This window comes from Caballeronia novacaledonica (genome assembly GCF_900258035.1).
GTDB classification, from domain to species: Bacteria; Pseudomonadota; Gammaproteobacteria; order Burkholderiales; family Burkholderiaceae; genus Caballeronia; species Caballeronia novacaledonica.
In genome coordinates this window covers 31,200-49,409 of record NZ_OGTP01000009.1, presented here as the reverse complement: position 1 = coordinate 49,409, position 18,210 = coordinate 31,200, and the positions used below count along the sequence as shown (strand labels likewise).

Annotated in this window: 16 protein-coding genes; 9 read left to right on the top strand and 7 right to left on the bottom strand. The window is 64.3% G+C overall.

Translation table 11 applies throughout. The features are described 5' to 3' along the window. Positions 1-21: 21 nt before the first annotated feature. The gene (gene xdhA / locus NOV72_RS15030; protein WP_106855400.1) at positions 22-1,545 is read right to left on the bottom strand and encodes a xanthine dehydrogenase small subunit; all 1,524 of its coding nucleotides are present in this window, start codon (positions 1,543-1,545) and stop codon (positions 22-24) included. Between the two features lie 337 nt (positions 1,546-1,882). On the opposite strand from xdhA, the gene NOV72_RS15025 reads away from it, so the two are divergent. From NOV72_RS15025 to NOV72_RS15010, 4 genes are all read left to right on the top strand, one after another. After that, positions 1,883-3,097 carry an MFS transporter gene (locus NOV72_RS15025; RefSeq protein WP_106855399.1) on the top strand — a complete coding sequence of 405 codons (1,215 nt, stop codon included), beginning with the start codon at positions 1,883-1,885 and terminating at the stop codon, positions 3,095-3,097. A 914-nt stretch (positions 3,098-4,011) separates the two neighbouring features. After that, positions 4,012-4,758 carry a GntR family transcriptional regulator gene (locus tag NOV72_RS15020; protein ID WP_106855398.1) on the top strand — a complete coding sequence of 249 codons (747 nt, stop codon included), beginning with the start codon at positions 4,012-4,014 and terminating at the stop codon, positions 4,756-4,758. A gap of 9 nt (positions 4,759-4,767) precedes the next feature. Then, entirely contained in the window at positions 4,768-6,201 is a 1,434-nt protein-coding gene (gene mdtD / locus NOV72_RS15015; protein WP_106855397.1) for a multidrug transporter subunit MdtD, read from the top strand. 230 nt (positions 6,202-6,431) lie between these two features. Beyond that, positions 6,432-7,703 (top strand): EAL domain-containing protein, encoded by a 1,272-nt coding sequence (locus NOV72_RS15010; RefSeq protein WP_106855396.1) that lies wholly within the window; start codon positions 6,432-6,434, stop codon positions 7,701-7,703. Between the two features lie 2 nt (positions 7,704-7,705). On the opposite strand, the gene NOV72_RS32310 is transcribed toward NOV72_RS15010, so the two are convergent. The 4 genes from NOV72_RS32310 to xseA form a co-directional block, all read right to left on the bottom strand. Then, positions 7,706-7,858, bottom strand: coding sequence for a hypothetical protein (locus tag NOV72_RS32310; RefSeq protein ID WP_181291058.1), 153 nt, complete (start codon positions 7,856-7,858; stop codon positions 7,706-7,708). A 79-nt stretch (positions 7,859-7,937) separates the two neighbouring features. Next, on the bottom strand, positions 7,938-9,068 hold the full coding sequence (locus tag NOV72_RS15005; RefSeq protein ID WP_106855395.1) for an acyltransferase family protein: 1,131 nt from the start codon (positions 9,066-9,068) through the stop codon (positions 7,938-7,940). 183 nt (positions 9,069-9,251) lie between these two features. Next, the gene (gene sodB, locus NOV72_RS15000) at positions 9,252-9,833 is read right to left on the bottom strand and encodes a superoxide dismutase [Fe] (RefSeq protein WP_061122600.1); all 582 of its coding nucleotides are present in this window, start codon (positions 9,831-9,833) and stop codon (positions 9,252-9,254) included. Between the two features lie 211 nt (positions 9,834-10,044). Next, the gene (gene xseA / locus NOV72_RS14995; RefSeq protein WP_106855394.1) at positions 10,045-11,412 is read right to left on the bottom strand and encodes an exodeoxyribonuclease VII large subunit; all 1,368 of its coding nucleotides are present in this window, start codon (positions 11,410-11,412) and stop codon (positions 10,045-10,047) included. A 438-nt stretch (positions 11,413-11,850) separates the two neighbouring features. Between xseA and lpxK the strand changes: the two genes are divergently transcribed. The 5 genes from lpxK (at position 11,851) to NOV72_RS14970 (ending at position 15,766) form a co-directional block, all read left to right on the top strand. Beyond that, positions 11,851-12,867 carry a tetraacyldisaccharide 4'-kinase gene (gene lpxK / locus NOV72_RS14990; protein ID WP_106855393.1) on the top strand — a complete coding sequence of 339 codons (1,017 nt, stop codon included), beginning with the start codon at positions 11,851-11,853 and terminating at the stop codon, positions 12,865-12,867. After that, complete coding sequence (locus tag NOV72_RS14985; protein ID WP_061135290.1) at positions 12,848-13,054, top strand: Trm112 family protein; 207 nt, start codon at positions 12,848-12,850, stop codon at positions 13,052-13,054. Before lpxK ends, NOV72_RS14985 begins: the two co-directional genes overlap by 20 nt. A gap of 8 nt (positions 13,055-13,062) precedes the next feature. Then, positions 13,063-13,854 carry a 3-deoxy-manno-octulosonate cytidylyltransferase gene (gene kdsB / locus NOV72_RS14980; protein ID WP_106855392.1) on the top strand — a complete coding sequence of 264 codons (792 nt, stop codon included), beginning with the start codon at positions 13,063-13,065 and terminating at the stop codon, positions 13,852-13,854. Between the two features lie 289 nt (positions 13,855-14,143). Further along, on the top strand, positions 14,144-14,809 hold the full coding sequence (gene adk, locus NOV72_RS14975; protein ID WP_106855391.1) for an adenylate kinase: 666 nt from the start codon (positions 14,144-14,146) through the stop codon (positions 14,807-14,809). Between the two features lie 198 nt (positions 14,810-15,007). Next, entirely contained in the window at positions 15,008-15,766 is a 759-nt protein-coding gene (locus NOV72_RS14970; RefSeq protein WP_106855390.1) for a 3-hydroxyacyl-CoA dehydrogenase, read from the top strand. An 18-nt stretch (positions 15,767-15,784) separates the two neighbouring features. On the opposite strand, the gene NOV72_RS14965 is transcribed toward NOV72_RS14970, so the two are convergent. Continuing rightward, positions 15,785-16,630, bottom strand: coding sequence for a SirB1 family protein (locus NOV72_RS14965; protein ID WP_106855389.1), 846 nt, complete (start codon positions 16,628-16,630; stop codon positions 15,785-15,787). Next, positions 16,630-18,180, bottom strand: coding sequence for a murein biosynthesis integral membrane protein MurJ (murJ, locus tag NOV72_RS14960; RefSeq protein ID WP_106855388.1), 1,551 nt, complete (start codon positions 18,178-18,180; stop codon positions 16,630-16,632). Before murJ ends, NOV72_RS14965 begins: the two co-directional genes overlap by 1 nt. Between the last annotated feature and the right edge of the window lie 30 nt (positions 18,181-18,210).

The window sequence follows — 18,210 nt, the reverse complement described above, 5'->3', positions numbered from 1 at the left end:
TGTCTTGTTCTCCTTCTTCGCTTACTTCGCTTCGACCAGTTCGATTGCACGCACATCCAGCTTCGATTTATCGAGCGGATTCTGCGGACGCGTCTCCAGCCAGAAGCGATACAGCAGGCTCTTCGCGGTGTCGAGCCGATAGTCGCTGCTCGCGCGCATGTCGGTGAGCGGCTGGTAATCCTTCGCGAGCGCGATCATGGCGGCCTGGGCGGTGGCTTCGTGCCAGAACGCATCGGCGAGAACGGCTTCGGCGTGCGCCGCGCGCTTGGGCGTCGCGGCCATGCCGCCGTAGACGAGACGCGGCTCGCGAATCGTGTCGCCATCGGCGATGAAGCTGTACGCGGCGTACACGGCGGAAATGTCGGAGTCGAAACGCTTGCTCAGCTTGTACGCGCGGAACTGGAGATTCGCGCGCTTGCCGTGGCGCGTCGGCACGCGGATGGCGGCGACGAATTCGTTCGGGTGCATGTCCTTCTTCTGATACGCGACGTACAGGTCTTCGAGCGCCATCTCGCGCGTGCCGTCGACGCTCTGCAAAACGACGCGCGCATTCAGCGCGATGAGGCCGGGCATCGAATCGCCGATCGGCGAGCCGTTCGCGACGTTGCCGCCGAGCGTGCCCGCATTGCGGATCGGCAGCGACGCGAAGCGCAGGCGCGTTTCTTCGAGCTCCGGATAGATCTTCACGAGCTCGTCGTACGCGCGATCCACCGACACGCCCGCGCCGATCTCGATCCACTCTTCCGTCGTCCCGACGTGTTTGAACGATTCGATCTGCCCGACATAGACGATGTCGCCCAGATCGCGCAGTTGCTTCGTGACCCACAAGCCGACGTCGGTGCTGCCCGCGAGAATGCGCACGTCCGGATTCTCGTCCTTGATCGCGGCGAGCGCCTCGGCGGTGCGCGGCGCCTCGAACTTGCGGCCGGCGTGCTCGTAGTGGAAGGTGTCGTCGCGCTTCAGGTTTTCGAGCGTGCGCGCGAGCGCCGGCACGTTGACGGGCGCGAGCGGCGCGTGATCGAACATCTGCTCGGCAGCTTCGATGATCGGCCGATACCCCGTGCAGCGGCACAGATTGCCCGTCAGCGCGTCGCTGATTTCCTGGCGCGAGGGCTTCGTCTTCTCGCATGCGCCGGGGCAGCCGGTCGTCGCATGACCGTGCTTTTCGTAGAGCGCGAACATCGACATTGCGAAACCCGGCGTGCAGAAGCCGCACTGCGAGCCGTGGCAATCGACGAGCGCCTGCTGCACCGGATGCAGCGTGCCGTCCGGCTGGCGCAGGTCTTCGACGGTGAAGAGCGCGCGGCCGTCGAGCGTCGGCAGGAACTGGACGCACGCGTTCACGGCCTTGAACGCGACGCCGCCCGCGCCGTCCGGCTCGCCGATGACGACCGTGCACGCGCCGCAGTCGCCTTCCGCGCAGCCTTCCTTGGTGCCGGTGCAGCGCGCGTCTTCGCGCAGGTATTGCAGGACGGTGCGCGTCGTCGACGCGCCGCTCACTTCCTGGATCGCGTTGCGGTGATAGAAGCGGATCGGCTGGGTCATGGATGTCTCGGGGCTCTTCGATGCTTTTCTGCTGGTTGCGCGGAATACGCAGCCGGTGGCATTCGCGACTTCGGGGGACTTTTCGGAATGGTCCTGTCGCTTCGATGGTTCGAAAGCTATCACCACCAAAAACCGCAACCCATAGCCGACATTGCATGAACGACATATTCTTCGTCCGATATGTGCGCTGAGCCTTACGCAGCAAGGCTTCCGAACCCGGCGTCCGATCGTTCGGACAGGCGATTTGTCCCATCCGGTTACAAAACACGTGCGACGTTGCGCCGCAACATATGGGAGAATCACGTCTTCGCGCCGAATTCAACCCCGCAATTTCCCTATGTCTTCCGAGCCTCGCACCAAGCCGCAGGGCGATTTCGCAGTCACGCTGCGGATTCTGCCGGTCGTGCTGTACACGTTCCTCTGCTACCTGACGATCGGCATTCCGCTCGCGGTGCTGCCGGGTTACGTGCATACGGATCTGGGCTACGGCTCGGTGATGGCGGGCGCGGCGATCAGCGTCCAGTATTTCGCGACGCTGATGTCGAGGCCGCTCGCGGGCCGCACCGCCGATACGCTCGGCCCCAAGAAAACGGTGCTGTACGGCCTCGCGGCGTGTGCGGCGAGCGGCGTGCTGCTGCTCGGTTCGGCGCTGGCGGCGCAATGGCATGCGGTGAGTCTCGTGCTGCTCGTGATCGCGCGGCTGGTGCTCGGCTTCGGCGAAAGCTGGGTCGGCACGGGGTCGATTACGTGGGGCATCGGGCGCGTCGGCGTGACGAACAACGCGAAGGTGATTTCGTGGAACGGCATCGCGACGTACGGCGCACTCGCGATCGGCGCGCCGCTCGGCGTCGCGATCGATCATTCGCTCGGATTCGCGTCGCTGGGAGTGATCGTGATCGTGCTCGGCGGCTTCGGTTACTGGCTCGCGACGCGCATGGCGAGCGTGCCGATCGTGCATGGCGAGCGCATGTCGTATCGCAGCGTGTTCTTCCGCGTGCTGCCGCATGGACTCGGACTTGCGCTCGGATCGGCGGGATTCGGCTCGATCGCGACGTTCATCACGCTCTACTACGCCGCGCACAACTGGCCGAACGCGGCGCTGTCGCTGACGGTGTTCGGCACGATGTTCATCGGGGCGCGCTTGCTGTTCGCCAATACGATCAAGGCGTATGGCGGATTTCGCGTGGCGATCGTGTCGTTCGTTTTCGAGTGCGCGGGCTTGTTGATGCTGTGGCTCGCCGCCGAGCCGACGTTCGCGCTCGCGGGCGCGGCGTTGACGGGGTTCGGGTTTGCGCTGGTGTTTCCGGCGCTGGGCGTCGAGGCGGTCGGACTCGTGCCGCCTGCGAGCCGGGGGGCGGCTTTGTCGGCTTATTCGGTGTTTCTCGATTTGTCGCTCGGGCTGACCGGGCCGCTCGCGGGATATGTCGCGGGTGAGTTCGGGTATGGATCGGTGTTCTTGTTCGCCGCGATGGCGGCGGCGGCGGCCGTGGCGCTCTCGGTCGCGCTTTATATGCGCGCGGGGCGCGGGGTGGGGGGAGCGGCGACGGCTTGAGGCGGCTTCGTCGCCGGTGATTCTTGGTTCGCTTGGGTTTTCGCCGGATCCCGATTTCGCGTCGGTTTGTTAGCGTTGCCCCTGTGCGGGGCGGCATCTGGTTTCGCTTCTCTGCGGTGATTTTAGTTCGCTTGGGTTTTCGCCGGATCCCGTTTTCGCGTCGGTTTGTTAGCGTTGCCCCTGTGCGGGGCGGCAGTCACTTTCTTTGCTGCTGCAAAGAAAGTAACCAAAGAAAGCAGCTTTCCCCATCCAAAGTGCTTCATGCCGGCCGCGGCACAGGCGATTGACGAATGGCCCCCAGAGTAGCGAGTGCCCCCACAAAACTCGCGCGGCTTGGATCGCGGACCCACTGCGGCATCGCGCCGTTCAACAAGCTGGTGCAGCCATTGCACGTTCCGGCCCGCTTCGCGGCCGACAGGTACATCGGGTCTGCGCGCACTTCCTTGCTGACGTCTCCGTCGCGTACTTACTCGCACGAGGGTTTCCCTTGCATACCCGACGGCAGCGCGTAGCGCTGTGCCGGCGCTATTTCGTGCTGAACCAGCGCGTTGAAACATACGGTGCCGCAGACCGTGCGCGGGCCAAGCCGCGTGAGTTTTGTAAGAGCACTTGCTACTCCGGGTTCCATTCAGCCAATCGCCTGTGCCGCGGCCGGCATGAAGCACTTTGGATGGGGAAAGCTGCTTTCTTTGGTTACTTTCTTTGCAGCAGCAAAGAAAGTGACTGCCGCCCCGCACAGGGGCAACGCTAATAAACCACTAAGAAATCAGGATTCCACGAAAGCCGCCCCAGCACAGGGGCAACGTTACTAGAACGGGATCCAGCGAAACCAACCCACAAAAAAGCCCAAGCGGCCAGCAAACCTCCCGCCTTGCATGTTTTAAAATCCCCGCTGGCCCATCAGCGTCCGCTTTATGAACCCGACCTCGGAAGACCGCTGGCGCGACTTGCGCCCGGACCCGGACAGCGACACACCGCTCTATCTTCAACTCGCCCGCAAGCTCGCCAACGCCATCCACGACAATCGCTGGAACGCAGGCGAAGCGCTGCCCTCCGAGCGCGTGTTGTCCGATGCGCTCGGCGTCTCGCGGATCACCTCGAGAAAAGCGATCGCGCTGCTCGTCGAACAAGGGCTCATCCGCCGCGAGCAAGGCGCGGGCAGCTTCATCACGCCGCGTTACGAAGACCCGCTCTCGCGTCTGTCGAGCTTCTCCGAAATGCTGCGGCGGCGCGGCTTCAAGCCGAGTTCCAAATGGCTCTCGCGCACCATCGAGCCCGCCAATCGCGATGAAGTCATCCAGCTCGGTCTCTCGCCCGCCGCCACCGTCACGCGCCTGAAACGGCTGCGCCTCGCCGACGACATCGTGATGGCCGTCGAAAATTCCACGTTCCCGGCGTCGTGCATTCCCGATCCGCAAGCCATCGGCGATTCGCTCTACAGCTATCTCGATACGCGCGGGCTCTCCATCGTGCGCGCGCTTCAGCATTTCCGCGCGGTGAACGCGAGCGAGGAAATCGCGGCGCAAATGGGCATCGCGCCGCACGACGCGCTCCTGCTCATCACGCGCGTCGGCTACACGGCCGATCAGCGTGCGATCGAGCTCACCGACACCTACTGCCGCAACGACTACTACGATTTCGTTGCCGAGCTGAGAAAGTAAGCCCGCCCAATGACCGACACCGCCACAGCACAGCCGTCCGACCGATCGCTTTCCATCATGCTGTGGCTCGTCGCCACGGGCTTCTTCATGCAGACGCTCGATTCGACGATCGTCAACACCGCGCTCCCCGCAATGGCCCGCAGCCTGGGCGAAGCGCCATTGCGCATGCAAGGCGTCGTGATCGCCTACTCGCTCACGATGGCGATGATGATCCCCGTCTCCGGCTGGCTCGCCGACAAGCTCGGCACGAAGCGCGTGTTCTTCAGCGCGATTCTCGTGTTCACGATCGGCTCGCTCTTGTGCGCGAAAGCGCAGTCGCTGCAGGCGCTCGTCGCGTATCGCGTCGTGCAGGGCGTCGGCGGCGCGATGCTGCTGCCGGTCGGGCGTCTCGCCGTGCTGCGCGTGTTTCCGGCGGAACGGTATCTCTCGGCGCTCGCCTTCGTCGCGATTCCCGGTCTGATCGGTCCGCTCATCGGCCCGACGCTCGGCGGCTGGCTCGTGCAGATCGCGTCGTGGCACTGGATCTTTCTCATCAACGTGCCCGTGGGCGTGATCGGCTGCATCGCGACGAATCTGTACATGCCGGACAGCCGCAATCCCGCGACCGCGCCCTTCGATCTCGCCGGCTATCTGCTGCTCGCCATCGGCATGGTCGCGCTGACGATCTCGCTCGACGGCCTCGCCGATCTCGGCCTCGCGCACGCGATCGTCATCGTGCTGCTCGTGCTGTCCTTCGGCTGCTTCGTCGCCTACGGCCTGCACGCGACGCGCGCCGCCCAGCCGATCTTCTCGCTCGACCTCTTCAAGATCCACACCTTCAGCGTCGGGCTGCTCGGCAATCTGTTCGCGCGCATCGGCAGCGGCGCGATGCCGTATCTGATTCCGCTGCTGCTGCAGGTGAGCCTCGGCTACACGGCGTTCCAGGCCGGCATGATGATGCTGCCCGTCGCCGCCGCGGGCATGGCGTCCAAGCGCGTCGTCACGCGTCTCATCGAAAAGCACGGCTATCGGCGCGTGCTGGTCGTGAACACGGTGCTCGTCGGCTTGATGATGGCGAGCTTCGGGCTCGCGAGCGCGCATCAGCCGCTCTGGCTGCGGCTCGTGCAACTCGCGATCTTCGGCGCCGTCAATTCGATGCAGTTCACCGCGATGAACACGCTCACGCTGAAAGATCTCGGCACCGGCGGCGCGAGCAGCGGCAACAGCCTTTTCTCGCTCGTACAAATGCTGTCGATGAGCCTCGGCGTGACCGTCGCGGGCGCGATTCTTTCGACGTTCACGGGGCTCCTGCCGCAAGTGACCGAATCGAACTCGCTGCCGGCGTTCCACGCGACGTTCCTGTGCGTCGGCGTCATCACCGCGGCGACGGCGTGGATCTTCGGCCAGCTCGCGCCGGAAGTGCGCGCGGCGCGCCGCAAACCCGATCCGTCCGAATCGAATTGAATCGACGCGCGATCGCGCACCGTGGCGGTGCCGATCCGCACGATTGCGCGGCGCGCGCTCCCGGCTCTGCGGCACGACCGTCCAATCCGCACACGAATAGGCTCGATCGTCGCGAGCGACATCCCCGCCGACCCGCCTGGATATTGAATTTGCACGCTTTTTGCTCGAACTGCCGCGTGCCGATCCGGTAAACTATCTCGATAAAGTCACTTGCCTTGCGCCCAGACACCATGAGCATGGTTGATCTCGACCCTCCCCGCTTTCAGCCGCCCCGGCCCGTCGCCGGCGATGATGGATCGCGTCGCACCGTGCTGTACGGCGAGTACACCGTTTTCAGCGTGTTCCAGCCGGTGTTTTCCGTGTCGCACCGGCGCGCGATCGGCTATCACGCGTCCTTGCGCGCCCGCGACGACGCGCATCGCCACATTCCGTCGCACGAAGTCTTCACGCAAGCGGCGCGGCGCGGCGATCTGCTCGAACTCGGCCGGCTCGCGGAATCGCTGCATCTGGGCAACTTCAATGCGTTCGACAGTCATGACGAATGGCTCTTCCTGAGCCTGCACCCCGCCGCGCTCATGGACACGAGCTACGGCGATGCCCTGCTCGCCGCGCTGAAGGACATCGGCCTGCCGCCGCAGCGTGTCGTGCTCGAAGTCCCCGAACAGGCGGGCGGCGAGACGACGCGCTTCGCCGAGATCATCGATTCGCTGCGCAAGTCGGGTTTTCTGATCGCGCTGGACGGCTTCGGCGTGAAGCATTCGAACATCGACCGCGTGTGGCAACTGCGTCCCGATATCGTCACGCTCGACCGCTGCATCCTGCAGCAGGCGACCGAGCATTCGCATATCGAGCGCGTGCTGCCGCGTCTTGTCTCGCTGCTTCATGAATCCGGCCAGCTCGTGTTGATGGGCGGCCTCGCGACCGAGCGCGACGCGTTGATCGCGCTCGAATGCAACGTCGACTTCGTGCAGGGCGCGTATTTCGCGCAGCCGAGCGTCGAGGCCGTGCACAGCGAAGTCGCGGCGGCCGTGATGGACGCGCTGTCGGCGGCGTCGCGCGAGCGCGTCGCGGCGCGCGAACGAGCGCAGTCCGCGCGTCTCGGACCGTACGTGAGCGGGCTCGAACGCGCTTCCGTCAAGCTCATGGAAGGCGAATCGCTCGTCATCGCAACGAGCGAGTTGCTGCAACTCGCCGACACCGCCCGCTGCTTCCTGCTCGATCAGTCCGGACGGCAGATCGGCGACAACGTCGTGCCGATCGTGCGCACGTCGCAGCGCGCGAAGCGTTTCAGTCCGCTGCTGCATTCGGAAGGCGCGAGCTGGGAACGCCGGCCGTATTTCATCGAGGCGCTGCGCGCGCCGGGGCGCGTGCATCTGACGGCGCCGTATCTCTCCATCAACGATGCGCACCTTTGCGTGACGGCGTCGATCGCCGCGCAGACGCCTTATGGATTGCAGGTGCTGTGCGTGGATATCAACTGGGAAGGCGCGAAGCAGCGTTAGCGCTACGCGCCGTTGCCGGATTCGGGGCGAAGCAGATCGAAGCCGGCGAGCACGAGCACGCCGGAGAGCACGATGAGCGCGGCGGAATGGCGGCCGAAATACAGCAGCGCGGCCGCCGACCAGGCCGCGAGGCACAGGCCTGCGAAGCGTTTCATGATGGCGATGCGATTCGGAACAGTGCGACAAGCCCACATTCTAGGTCCGCGCCCCGAACCGCGCAGCGACGGCCGGCGTTCACGCGCCGAGTGTCGCCCTGCCGCGCTGCTTTCCGCGCGTCAGATACCGGCCTAGTCGAATCGACGGCTTTTCGACCGCGTAGTATCCGGCGATGCCGACGGGCAGAATCAGCACGGCGGCAATCAAGAGCGAGATACGCTGATACGTCTCGCCGAAATAATGCAGAACGCCCAGCAGCACGATGCAGTGCAAGAGATACAGGCTAAAGGAAATCTGGCCGAGAAACACGAGCGGCCGCGCGGTCAGGATCGTGGCGAATCGATCGAAGGAAATCGCCAGCATCAGAATCCCGGCGACTGCCGGAAGCACGACCCAATCATCCGCAAAGCTGCGCAACACGTCGTCGGAAATCAGATGGCGAGTCACGGAGTTGACGAGGCCATATAGCGCGAGACATATCGCCAATGCGCAGAAAAGCCAGCGCGGAGAAAAAGCGGCGAGCTTCGACGTGATGACTTCGCGATATCGCGCGATCGCTGCGCCCAGCACGAATATCGAAATATAGTGAATGGTCGGAATCCATTCGCCCTGAATACTCGCGTCCATGATCGTCCGATGCAGATCATGGTAATAACCGAAGGCCGCGAGTGACAGACAGGCACTTAGCGCTACGGAAAACCAGATCGGCATGGTGCACACGACGACGGCCAGAATCGGGAAGAGCAGCGAGATACGCATCTCGTAGACCAGTGACCAGAGCACCGGGTCCAGCGTGCAGTTGCTGAACGGAATCAGAAAGACGATGTGGTTCAGCAGATCATGCCCGTCGATGCCCGCATGCCATGCCTGATTGACCCACTCGCCGGTCCACGACAAATCCGACCGGTAAAGCGCGCAATACGCCGCATAAGCGGCCAGTACCGCCACCAGATAAGGGATGTAAATACGGCACACGCGCTTGACGATGAACTCGCCAAAACTCGGCCTGTTGTCTCCGGTGATCTGCAAAGTCAGCGCAAATCCGCTCAGCGCGAAGAACAGAATCACGGCGGAATGTCCCTCGGCGATTACGCGCCATGGAACGTGCTGGAGCCAACGTGTCGGCGCAATTTGCGCATAGTGATTGAATACGACGGTCAAAGCGGCAATGCCGCGCAATGAATCGAGTTGATGATAGCGTGTCGTCAAATTTCAGCTCGCGTCTTTGTCGGCCGGGCCGACATGGAAATCGAAAACCTGATCCCTTTAGACTGAGTGAGACTTCGACGTTCCCCGAAAAGGCCGGCAACGCAAATTTCCGGACGCATAAATTGAAAAAGCCCTCTTTCGAGGGCTTTCATTCCGATTGCGGCTTTCGATTTTCAGGCGTACTTACGCACCGAAATTCTTCGCAGCGAAATCCCAGTTCACGATATTCCAGTAAGCCTCGATGAACTTCGGACGCGCATTGCGATAGTCGATGTAATACGCATGCTCCCACACGTCGATGGTCACGAGCGCCTTGGCGTCGGTCGTGAGCGGCGTGGCGGCGTTGCTCGTCGAGACGATATCTACCGTGCCGTCGGTCTTCTTCACGAGCCAGGTCCAGCCCGAGCCGAACGTGCCCGTTGCGACCTTGGCGAATTCTTCCTTGAACTTGTCGAAGGAACCGTACTTTGCGTTGATCGCGTCAGCCAGCGCGCCGGTCGGTGCGCCGCCGCCATTCGGCGACAGGCTGTTCCAGAAGAACGTGTGATTCCAGACTTGCGCTGAGTTGTTGAACACGCCGCCCGACGACTTCTTCACGATCTCTTCGAGCGGCAGGTTCTCGAATTCGGTGCCGGGAATCAGCTTGTTCAGGTTCGTCACATAGGTCTGGTGGTGCTTGCCATAGTGATACTCGAGCGTTTCTTCCGACATGTGCGGAGCGAGCGCGTTCTTGTCGAACGGCAGCGGCGGGAGCGTATGTTCCATGATGCGAGCTTCCTTTCTATGTGGATTGTGGGGGATGGTGAGGCGTGAAGCAGTGGAGCAATGGATTGTAGGCGAGTTGGGATAACCCAGCAAACCGTGTGCCCTTTATGAGTAAGATTGCTTTGCATACGCCTCGCACGGCGTAAAAAGTGCTCTGACGAGCATCTTGAGGCACGTCTAATGTACGCTGATTTCGCGTGTCGCGTCGGGCTCAGAATTCGTCCGACAGACGCGGCTGGACATCGGCGAGCAGCACGTCCGCGGACCCTTGCGCGAGATGAACGGTGAGCGGCCGCTTCGGTTTCAGCGCATTCGGCGCGCGAACGGCGCGGCCCGTTTGAGCGTCGATCAATGCGGCATAACCGCGTTCCAGCGTGCGCTGCGGGCTCAGCACCTGCAAGCGCGCCGCCAGTTCCGAAACGCGCGCTTTTTCCCGCTCCGCGCGCCGCTCATGCGCGCCGCCGATCCGTTGCGCGAGCCGCAGCAGATGCTCACGTTCGGCGGCCACGTCCGGACGCCTGCGCTGCCAGCGGAAATGCACGAGCGCGAAGTGCGCGCGCGCATCGCGCACGGGCCGCGCGCCCGCCGCACCGAGACGGCTCGCCAGTTGCCGCAGATGCGCCCGCTGCCGCGCGAGCCGTTCCGCGGGACTCACGAGCCTGCGCGCGAGCCAGTCGAGTTGCTGCGCGCGACGCTCCATCATCCGGCCGAATCCGCGTGCGAGCGCCGCATGCCGATGATCGAGCTCGCGCAACAGCAGCACGCGCTGCGGGCTGACGAGTTCGGCGGCGGCGGTCGGTGTCGGCGCGCGCACGTCGGCGGCGAAATCGGCGATGGTGAAATCCGTTTCGTGACCGACGCCGCTCACCACCGGCAACTCGCTTGCCGCGATCGCGCGCGCGAGCACTTCTTCATTGAACGCCCACAGATCTTCGATCGACCCGCCGCCGCGGCACACGATCAGCACATCGACTTCGCGGCGCGCGTTCGCCGCTTCGACCATCGCCGCGAGCTTCGCGCCGACGCCCGCGCCCTGCACCGGCGCCGGATACACGACGATCGGCACATGCGGCGCACGGCGCGCGAGCGTCGTGAGCACGTCGCGCAAAGCGGCCGCCTGCAACGACGTCACGATGCCGATTCCACGCGGATGCACGGGCAGCGCACGCTTGCGTTCGGCCGCGAAGAGTCCTTCGCTTTCGAGTTGCGCCTTCAGCCGCAGAAACGCTTCGTAAAGCCTGCCCTGCCCCGTGCGCCGCACCGCTTCAACGTTGAGCTGCAACTCGCCGCGCGGCTCGTACATCGTGACGAGCGCGCGCACTTCGATCTTGTCGCCCTCGCGCGGCGTGAACTCGGCATACTGCGCGCGGCCACGGAACATCACGCAGCGCATCTGCGCGTTCGCGTCCTTGATCGAAAAGTACCAATGACCGCTCGCCGCTCGCGTGAAGTTCGACACTTCGCCCGACACCCAGACGAGCGGAAACGACCGTTCGAGCATCGTGCTGATCGCGCGATTGAGCGCGGAAACGGGGATGACGGCATCGCCGCTCTGCGACGGCAGGGAATCCGGAGTCATGTCTTGATGGGAAAATATTTTGGCTGCGCCGCCGTGTCCGATAGACAAACGCCGCTGAACGAGGTACGCAAGTGTAGCAAGTGTCCACACAGAAAGACTTACCGCCGCGCGTGCCGCAGCGTCGCCGGAAGCCCGTGACTTCGTCCCAAGCCGCTGATTTTCAAGCAGTTTATTTTCCTGAACACCGTAATCCCCGGAGCAACTCTTTCCTGACGCGGTTTCGCGCTTTTCGCGCCGCAAGTTCTTCACAGAGTTATCCACAGGCGAAAGAATTGCGCCGCGTCCGAATCCTGGCCCATGCTCGCGACTGGCGCCCGCGGCTCACGCGCGCTAGAGTGCCGGGTTCCAGCACCCGCCAACCGTCATCCGAGGAGCTGCCGTTGCACGCCACGCCGTACCCGACTCGCCGCCCGCCAGCGTTCAGCGCGAAGGCGGTCCATGTCTGATTTCAAGCCGCCGATCGAGAATTTCCTCGCCCGCGAATGGCGCCGCCGCGGTCCGGTCGCGTGGGCGCTGACGCCCTTCGCGTGCATCTTCGGCGCGATCGCCGCCGCGCGGCGCGCCTGCTACGAGCTCGGCTGGTTCAAGCGCGTCGATGTCGGCGTGCCGGTGATCGTCGTGGGCAACGTGACCGTCGGCGGAACGGGCAAGACGCCGACCGTCATCGCGCTCGTCGAGGCGTTGCGCGCCGCCGGGTTTCAGCCGGGCGTGGTCTCGCGCGGCTACGGCGCGAAGGTCGCGAAGCCCACGAGCGTCGCGCCGACCTCCGCCGCCGCGCAGGTCGGCGACGAGCCGCTGCTGATCGCGCGGCGCACGCACGCGCCGGTGTTCGTCTGTCCGGACCGCGTGGCCGCGGCGCAAGCGCTGATCGAAGCGCACCCGAACGTCGATGTCCTCGTCTCCGACGACGGCCTGCAGCACTATCGCCTCGCGCGCGCGTTCGAGCTCGTCGTGTTCGATGCGCGCCTCGGCGGCAACGGTTTTCTGCTGCCCGCCGGTCCGCTGCGCGAGCCGATGTCGCGCCGCCGCGACGCGACGCTCATCAACAGTCCGTACGAGCGCACGCTGCCGCCTTGGCCGGACACGTTCGCGCTCGAACTCGAGTCCGGCGACGCATGGCTGCTCGACGATCCGCACCAGCGCCGTCCGCTCGATCAGTTCGCGGGCGAGAAAGTGGTCGCGGCGGCGGGGATCGGTTCGCCCGAGCGCTTCTTCGCGACGCTGCGCGCGGCGGGCATCGCGCCGGCGACGCGCGCGTTCCCCGATCACTATTCGTATCGCGAGAATCCGTTCGCCGGCGTCGAAGCTGACGCGATCCTGATCACCGAAAAGGATGCAGTAAAATTTGGGGCCTGGCGCGACGCACGCATCTGGGTCGTTCCGGTGCAAGCCGTGCTGAGACCGCGCCTCATCGCTCTTGTTGTGGAGAAACTCCGTGGACGCACGTCTGCTTGAAATCCTCGTTTGCCCGATCTGCAAAGGCCCGCTCAGTTACGATCGCGCGGCGCAGGAACTCGTCTGCAGCGCCGACAAGCTCGCCTATCCGATCCGCGACGGCATTCCCGTGATGCTCGTCGACGAAGCGCGCCAGACGGTCGAAGGCACGCCCGTCGAGCCGATCAAGCCGGCCGGCGACGCCTGAGCGCCGACATGTCCGTTCCGTTCATCGCGGTCATTCCCGCGCGCCTCGCTTCCACGCGCCTGCCGAACAAGCCGCTCGCCGATATCGGCGGCAAGCCGATGGTCGTGCGCGTCGCCGAGCGCGCGCGCGAGTCCGGCGCGAGCCACGTGCTCGTCGCGACGGATTCCGATCGTGTGGTCGAAGCCGTGCGCGATCACGGCATCGAAGTGATGATGACGCGCCCGGATCATCCCACCGGCACGGACCGTCTCGCCGAAGTGGCGACGCGTCTGAACTGGGATGACGACACGATCGTCGTCAACGTGCAGGGCGACGAGCCGCTCATCGATCCGCAACTCGTGCGCGAAGTCGCCGATCATCTCGCGGCGCATCGCGAATGCGCGATCGCCACGGCCGCGCATCCGATCCACGATCCGGCGGACGTGTTCAATCCGAACGTGGTGAAGGTCGTGCTCGACGCGAAGAGCGTCGCGCTCTATTTCTCGCGCGCGCCGATTCCCTGGACGCGCGATCTCTGGCAGCCGCACTGGCCGGACGTCGCCGCGCTCGGAAAGCTGCCTGCGGTGCCGGAGAACGTGCTGCGTCACATCGGGCTCTATGCGTATCGCGCGAAGTTTCTGCGCGACTTCCCGAATCTCGCGCAAGCGCCGATCGAAGCCGCCGAAGCGTTGGAGCAACTGCGCGCGCTGTGGCACGGCGAGCGCATCGCGGTGCGCGTGACGCAGGACGCGCCGCCGCCGGGCGTCGATACCCCCGCCGATCTCGAGCGCGTCCAGGCGCTCTTCCCCCAAGCCGACTGAGCGTTTTCGCACAACCCGTGTAAACCCCGCCGACGCCCAAGCGGCGGGGTTTGTGGGCTTTTCTATCCGCGTTATTACGGTCGCGATCGTAATGAGCCGTGGCATAATCAAGCGATTGCGCGAGCCTTCCGGTCAGCGCCACGCTCAACGTTGCGCCGCTGTCCGCAGGTGCCCGCCGTCTCTCCTTTCGGCTGCGCGCGCTGTCGTCGATGCCGCACGAGCCGCGCCACCGGATGTCAAATCAGCCTCGCGGCTTGAAGCGGTTTATAGACGATTCGGAGAGATCACCATGCGTTTGATTTTGTTGGGCGCACCCGGTGCGGGCAAGGGCACCCAGGCAAACTTCATCAAGGAGAAATTCGGCATTCCGCAGATTTCGACCGGCGACATGCTGCGCGCGGCCGTCAAGGCAGGCTCGCCGCTCGGCGTCGAAGCGAAGCGCTACATGGACGCGGGCGAGCTGGTGCCGGATTCGCTCATCATCAATCTCGTGAAGGAACGCCTGCAGGCGGACGACTGCGAGAACGGCTATCTGTTCGACGGCTTTCCGCGCACGCTGCCGCAAGCCGAAGCCATGAAGGACGCTGGCGTCGCCATCGACTACGTGCTCGAAATCGACGTTCCCTTCGAAGAAATCATCACCCGCATGAGCGGCCGCCGCGTGCATGCGGCATCGGGCCGCACGTATCACGTCACGTTCAATCCGCCGAAAGTCGACATGACCGACGACATCACCGGCGAGCCGCTGATCCAGCGCGACGACGACAAGGAAGAGACCGTGAAGAAGCGTCTCGACGTGTATGTCGCGCAGACCAAGCCGCTGATCGCGTACTACAACGACTGGGCGAAGAACGGCGAAGCGCCGAACGGTTTGAAGGCGCCGGCGTATCGCAAGATTTCGGGCCTCGGCGCCGTCGACGAAATCCGCACGCGCGTGTTCGACGCGCTGAAGTAAAGCGCGCCGCGCATCGCGCTCGAAGAAAACCCGCTCTCGACGAGCGGGTTTTTTTGCGCCCGCGATTTCGCATGACCGTCGTGCGAATTTGCAGCATGCGGCTTCGCTACAATCGACGCGTTCCCAAAAGGACTACATCGGCGCGAGCGGCCGGCACGCGGCCCTCGCGCGCACGATTCACATAAAAGGAGAAGAAGCATGGAGATGCAAGGCAATGTCTTTCTGATCACCGGCGGCGCATCCGGTCTCGGCGCGGCGACGGCGCGGCTCATCGCGGCGCACGGCGGCAAGGTCGTGCTCGCCGACATGAACGAAGCGGCGGGTGAAGCGCTCGCGAAAGAACTGTCCGGCGCGTTCGTCAAATGCGACGTGAGCCAGGAAAGCGATGGCCAGCGCGCCGTCGATACCGCAACGAGTCTCGGCACGTTGCGCGGCCTCGTGAATTGCGCGGGCATCGCGCCGGCGGCGAAGACGGTCGGCCGCGACGGTCCGCACGCGCTCGATCTGTTCTCGAAAGTGGTTTCGGTGAACCTCGTCGGCACCTTCAACATGATCCGGCTCGCGGCCGGCGCGATGTCGAAGAACGAGGCCAACGACGCGGGCGAGCGCGGCGTGATCGTGAACACGGCATCGGTCGCGGCCTATGACGGGCAGATCGGCCAGGCGGCCTATGCGGCGTCGAAGAGCGGCGTGGTGGGCATGACGCTGCCGGTCGCGCGCGATCTGAGCAAGAGCGGCATTCGCGTGATGACGATCGCACCGGGCCTGTTCGAAACGCCGATGCTGCTCGGCATGCCGAAGGAAGTGCAGGACGCGCTCGGCGCGATGGTGCCGTTCCCGCCGCGCCTCGGCAAGCCGGACGAATACGCCCTGCTCGTCAAGTCGATTTTCGATAACCCGATGCTCAACGGCGAAGTGATCCGCCTCGACGGCGCGATCCGCATGCAGCCGAAGTAACCGCACACGCGGCGACGCTCAGTCGCCGTTGTGCTGCGTGCGCTGCCGCAACTCGTGCAGTTCGCTTTCGACGACCGTCGCGTCCTCGGCATCCGGGCGCATCTCGATGTAACGCTGCAAATCTTCGAGCGCCGGACGCAGATAATCCAGGCGCGCGTAGGCAAAACCGCGGTCGCGCACTTCCTCGATGCTGTTCGGCAGCGCGATCACGAGCCGCTGCTGAACCGCGAGCAGACGCTGCCAGCGCTCCGTCTGCAAGTAGATGCCCTTCAGATTGCGCAACATGCGCGCGACGATCTCCCGCCGCGTCGCGGGCTGCAAGAGCACGCGCAGCGCGCTGCCGATCGATTCGCCCACGCGCTGCACATACGGCTCCAGCATCTCGACCATCTGCGCTTCGGAAAGCGTCTGACCGGTCGTCGGATCGAGCATCAGATCCTGGCCGGGCGTCGCGACGCGCAGCAGGAAATGCCCCGGAAACGACACGCCGCGCACCGGCAAGCCGAGTTGCTCGGCCATTTCCAGATAGATCACCGCGAGCGAAATCGGAATGCCGCGACGCCGGCGCAGCACCACGTTCAGATGGCTGTTGTCGGGATCGTAGTAGTCGTTGAGGTTGCTGGAAAAGCCCAGTTCGCGGAAGAAGTAACGATTGAGCGCATCGACTTTCTGCTTCATGTTCGCGTCGTCGGGCATGCGGCGGCGGGCGCGCACGACGAGTTCGTCGATCTCCGCGAGCGCGGCCTGCATGTCGAGATCGGGATACGCATCCTGCGCGAGCGACAAAGCCGCTTCCGTGAGCGGAAGGGTCTCGTCGTCCGCCATCAGCGAAGAGAAGTAGTCGAGGATACGCGTTGTCGTCATCAAAGCGTGCGTCTCTTGAAATAGGCGTACTTGAAGCCCATTGCGGACAGAATACCGAAATATAGCGCGGCGAACACGACGAGACTCGCGCCGAGCAGCGCGATGCGCAGGAACGGCGTCGCGCGCATGCCGATCCAGTCGAAATTGACCGCCACCCAATGCATCGTGCCCGCAAGAATCAGGCACGCGCCGACGAGTTGCACGAAAAAGCGCAGCCAGCCCGGCGACGGCTGGTAAATCTTGCGGCGGCGCAGGCCCGCGAACAGGAGCAGCGCGTTGGCGAGCGCGCCGAGGCCGATCGAGAGCGTCAGACCCGCGTGAGAAAAGATCGGCACGAAGATGTAATTGCTCACCTGCGTCATGATCAGCACGAAGACCGCGATCTTCACCGGCGTCTTGATGTCCTGCTTCGCGTAGAAACCCGGCGCGAGAATCTTGATGAGGATGAGCCCGACCAGCCCGATGCCGTACGCCGCCAGCGCGCGGCCGACCATCACGACGGAATGGCTGTCGAACTTGCCGTAATGGAAGAGCGTCGCGGTGAGCGGCTCGGCGAAGAAGAAGAGCGCGATCGCGCTGGGCGCGGCCAGCAGGAACGTGATGCGCAGGCCCCAGTCGAGCAGCGCGGAATATTCGACGTTGTTGGCATCGACGTGCGCTTTCGAGAGGCTCGGCAACAGGATCGTGCCCAGCGCCGCGCCGAGGAGCGCGGTCGGGAATTCCATCAAACGGTCGGCGTAGTTGATCCACGACACCGCGCCCGCCCCGATATTCGAGGCGATATTCGTGTTGATGATGAGGCTCAGTTGCCCGACCGACACCGCGAACATGGCCGGGACCATCTTCAGCAGCACGCGCTTCACGCCCGGATGCGCGAGCGCGCGGCGGAAGTTCAGCCCGACGCGCGGCGTCATGTCGATCTTCTTCAGGCCGGGCAGTTGCACGAGCAATTGCAGAAAACCGCCGACGATCACTGCGTACGCGAGCGCGTAGACCGGCACCTTCAGATGCGGCGCCACGAACACGGCCGCGAAGATGAACGCCACGTTCAGCAGCACGGGCGCGAACGCGGGCAGCGAAAACTGCTTGTACGTGTTGAGCACGCCGGAGGCGAGCGTCGTCATCGAAATGAGCACGATGTACGGAAACATGATGCGCGTCATGTCGACCGCGAGCGTGTATCCGATGCCTTCGTGCCGAAGCCCCGACGCCACCGCATAGACGACCCAGCTCGCGCCCGCCATGCCGGCAAGCGACAGCACGACGAGGAACCACGTGAGCACGGTCGACATGGCGTCGACGAGCGCCTTGGTCGGGTCGTGGCCCTTGCTGTTCTTGAACTCGGCGAGGATCGGCACGAACGCCTGCGCGAACGCGCCTTCCGCGGAGAGACGCCGCAGCAGGTTGGGAATGCGGAACGCGACGTAGAACGCGTCGGTGTAGAGACTGGCGCCGAAAGCTCGGGCGATCAGCGTTTCGCGGATCAGGCCGGTCACGCGCGACAGCAGCGTGAAGCCGCTGACCGTCAGGAGGGCTCGGAATAGATTCATGGGGCGCTTATTATACGGGCCGCGTGCGGC

What these genes read in the sequence shown, in the direction of transcription:
- xdhA (WP_106855400.1), bottom strand. Translation starts at nt 1,545, where the DNA reads ATGACCCAGCCGATCCGCTTCTATCACCGCAACGCGATCCAGGAAGTG.
- murJ (WP_106855388.1), bottom strand. Translation starts at nt 18,180, where the DNA reads ATGAATCTATTCCGAGCCCTCCTGACGGTCAGCGGCTTCACGCTGCTG.
- sodB (WP_061122600.1), bottom strand. Translation starts at nt 9,833, where the DNA reads ATGGAACATACGCTCCCGCCGCTGCCGTTCGACAAGAACGCGCTCGCT.
- xseA (WP_106855394.1), bottom strand. Translation starts at nt 11,412, where the DNA reads ATGACTCCGGATTCCCTGCCGTCGCAGAGCGGCGATGCCGTCATCCCC.
- kdsB (WP_106855392.1), top strand. Translation starts at nt 13,063, where the DNA reads ATGTCCGTTCCGTTCATCGCGGTCATTCCCGCGCGCCTCGCTTCCACG.
- NOV72_RS14965 (WP_106855389.1), bottom strand. Translation starts at nt 16,630, where the DNA reads ATGACGACAACGCGTATCCTCGACTACTTCTCTTCGCTGATGGCGGAC.
- NOV72_RS15025 (WP_106855399.1), top strand. Translation starts at nt 1,883, where the DNA reads ATGTCTTCCGAGCCTCGCACCAAGCCGCAGGGCGATTTCGCAGTCACG.
- NOV72_RS14970 (WP_106855390.1), top strand. Translation starts at nt 15,008, where the DNA reads ATGGAGATGCAAGGCAATGTCTTTCTGATCACCGGCGGCGCATCCGGT.
- NOV72_RS15010 (WP_106855396.1), top strand. Translation starts at nt 6,432, where the DNA reads ATGAGCATGGTTGATCTCGACCCTCCCCGCTTTCAGCCGCCCCGGCCC.
- NOV72_RS32310 (WP_181291058.1), bottom strand. Translation starts at nt 7,858, where the DNA reads ATGAAACGCTTCGCAGGCCTGTGCCTCGCGGCCTGGTCGGCGGCCGCG.
- NOV72_RS15020 (WP_106855398.1), top strand. Translation starts at nt 4,012, where the DNA reads ATGAACCCGACCTCGGAAGACCGCTGGCGCGACTTGCGCCCGGACCCG.
- lpxK (WP_106855393.1), top strand. Translation starts at nt 11,851, where the DNA reads ATGTCTGATTTCAAGCCGCCGATCGAGAATTTCCTCGCCCGCGAATGG.
- mdtD (WP_106855397.1), top strand. Translation starts at nt 4,768, where the DNA reads ATGACCGACACCGCCACAGCACAGCCGTCCGACCGATCGCTTTCCATC.
- adk (WP_106855391.1), top strand. Translation starts at nt 14,144, where the DNA reads ATGCGTTTGATTTTGTTGGGCGCACCCGGTGCGGGCAAGGGCACCCAG.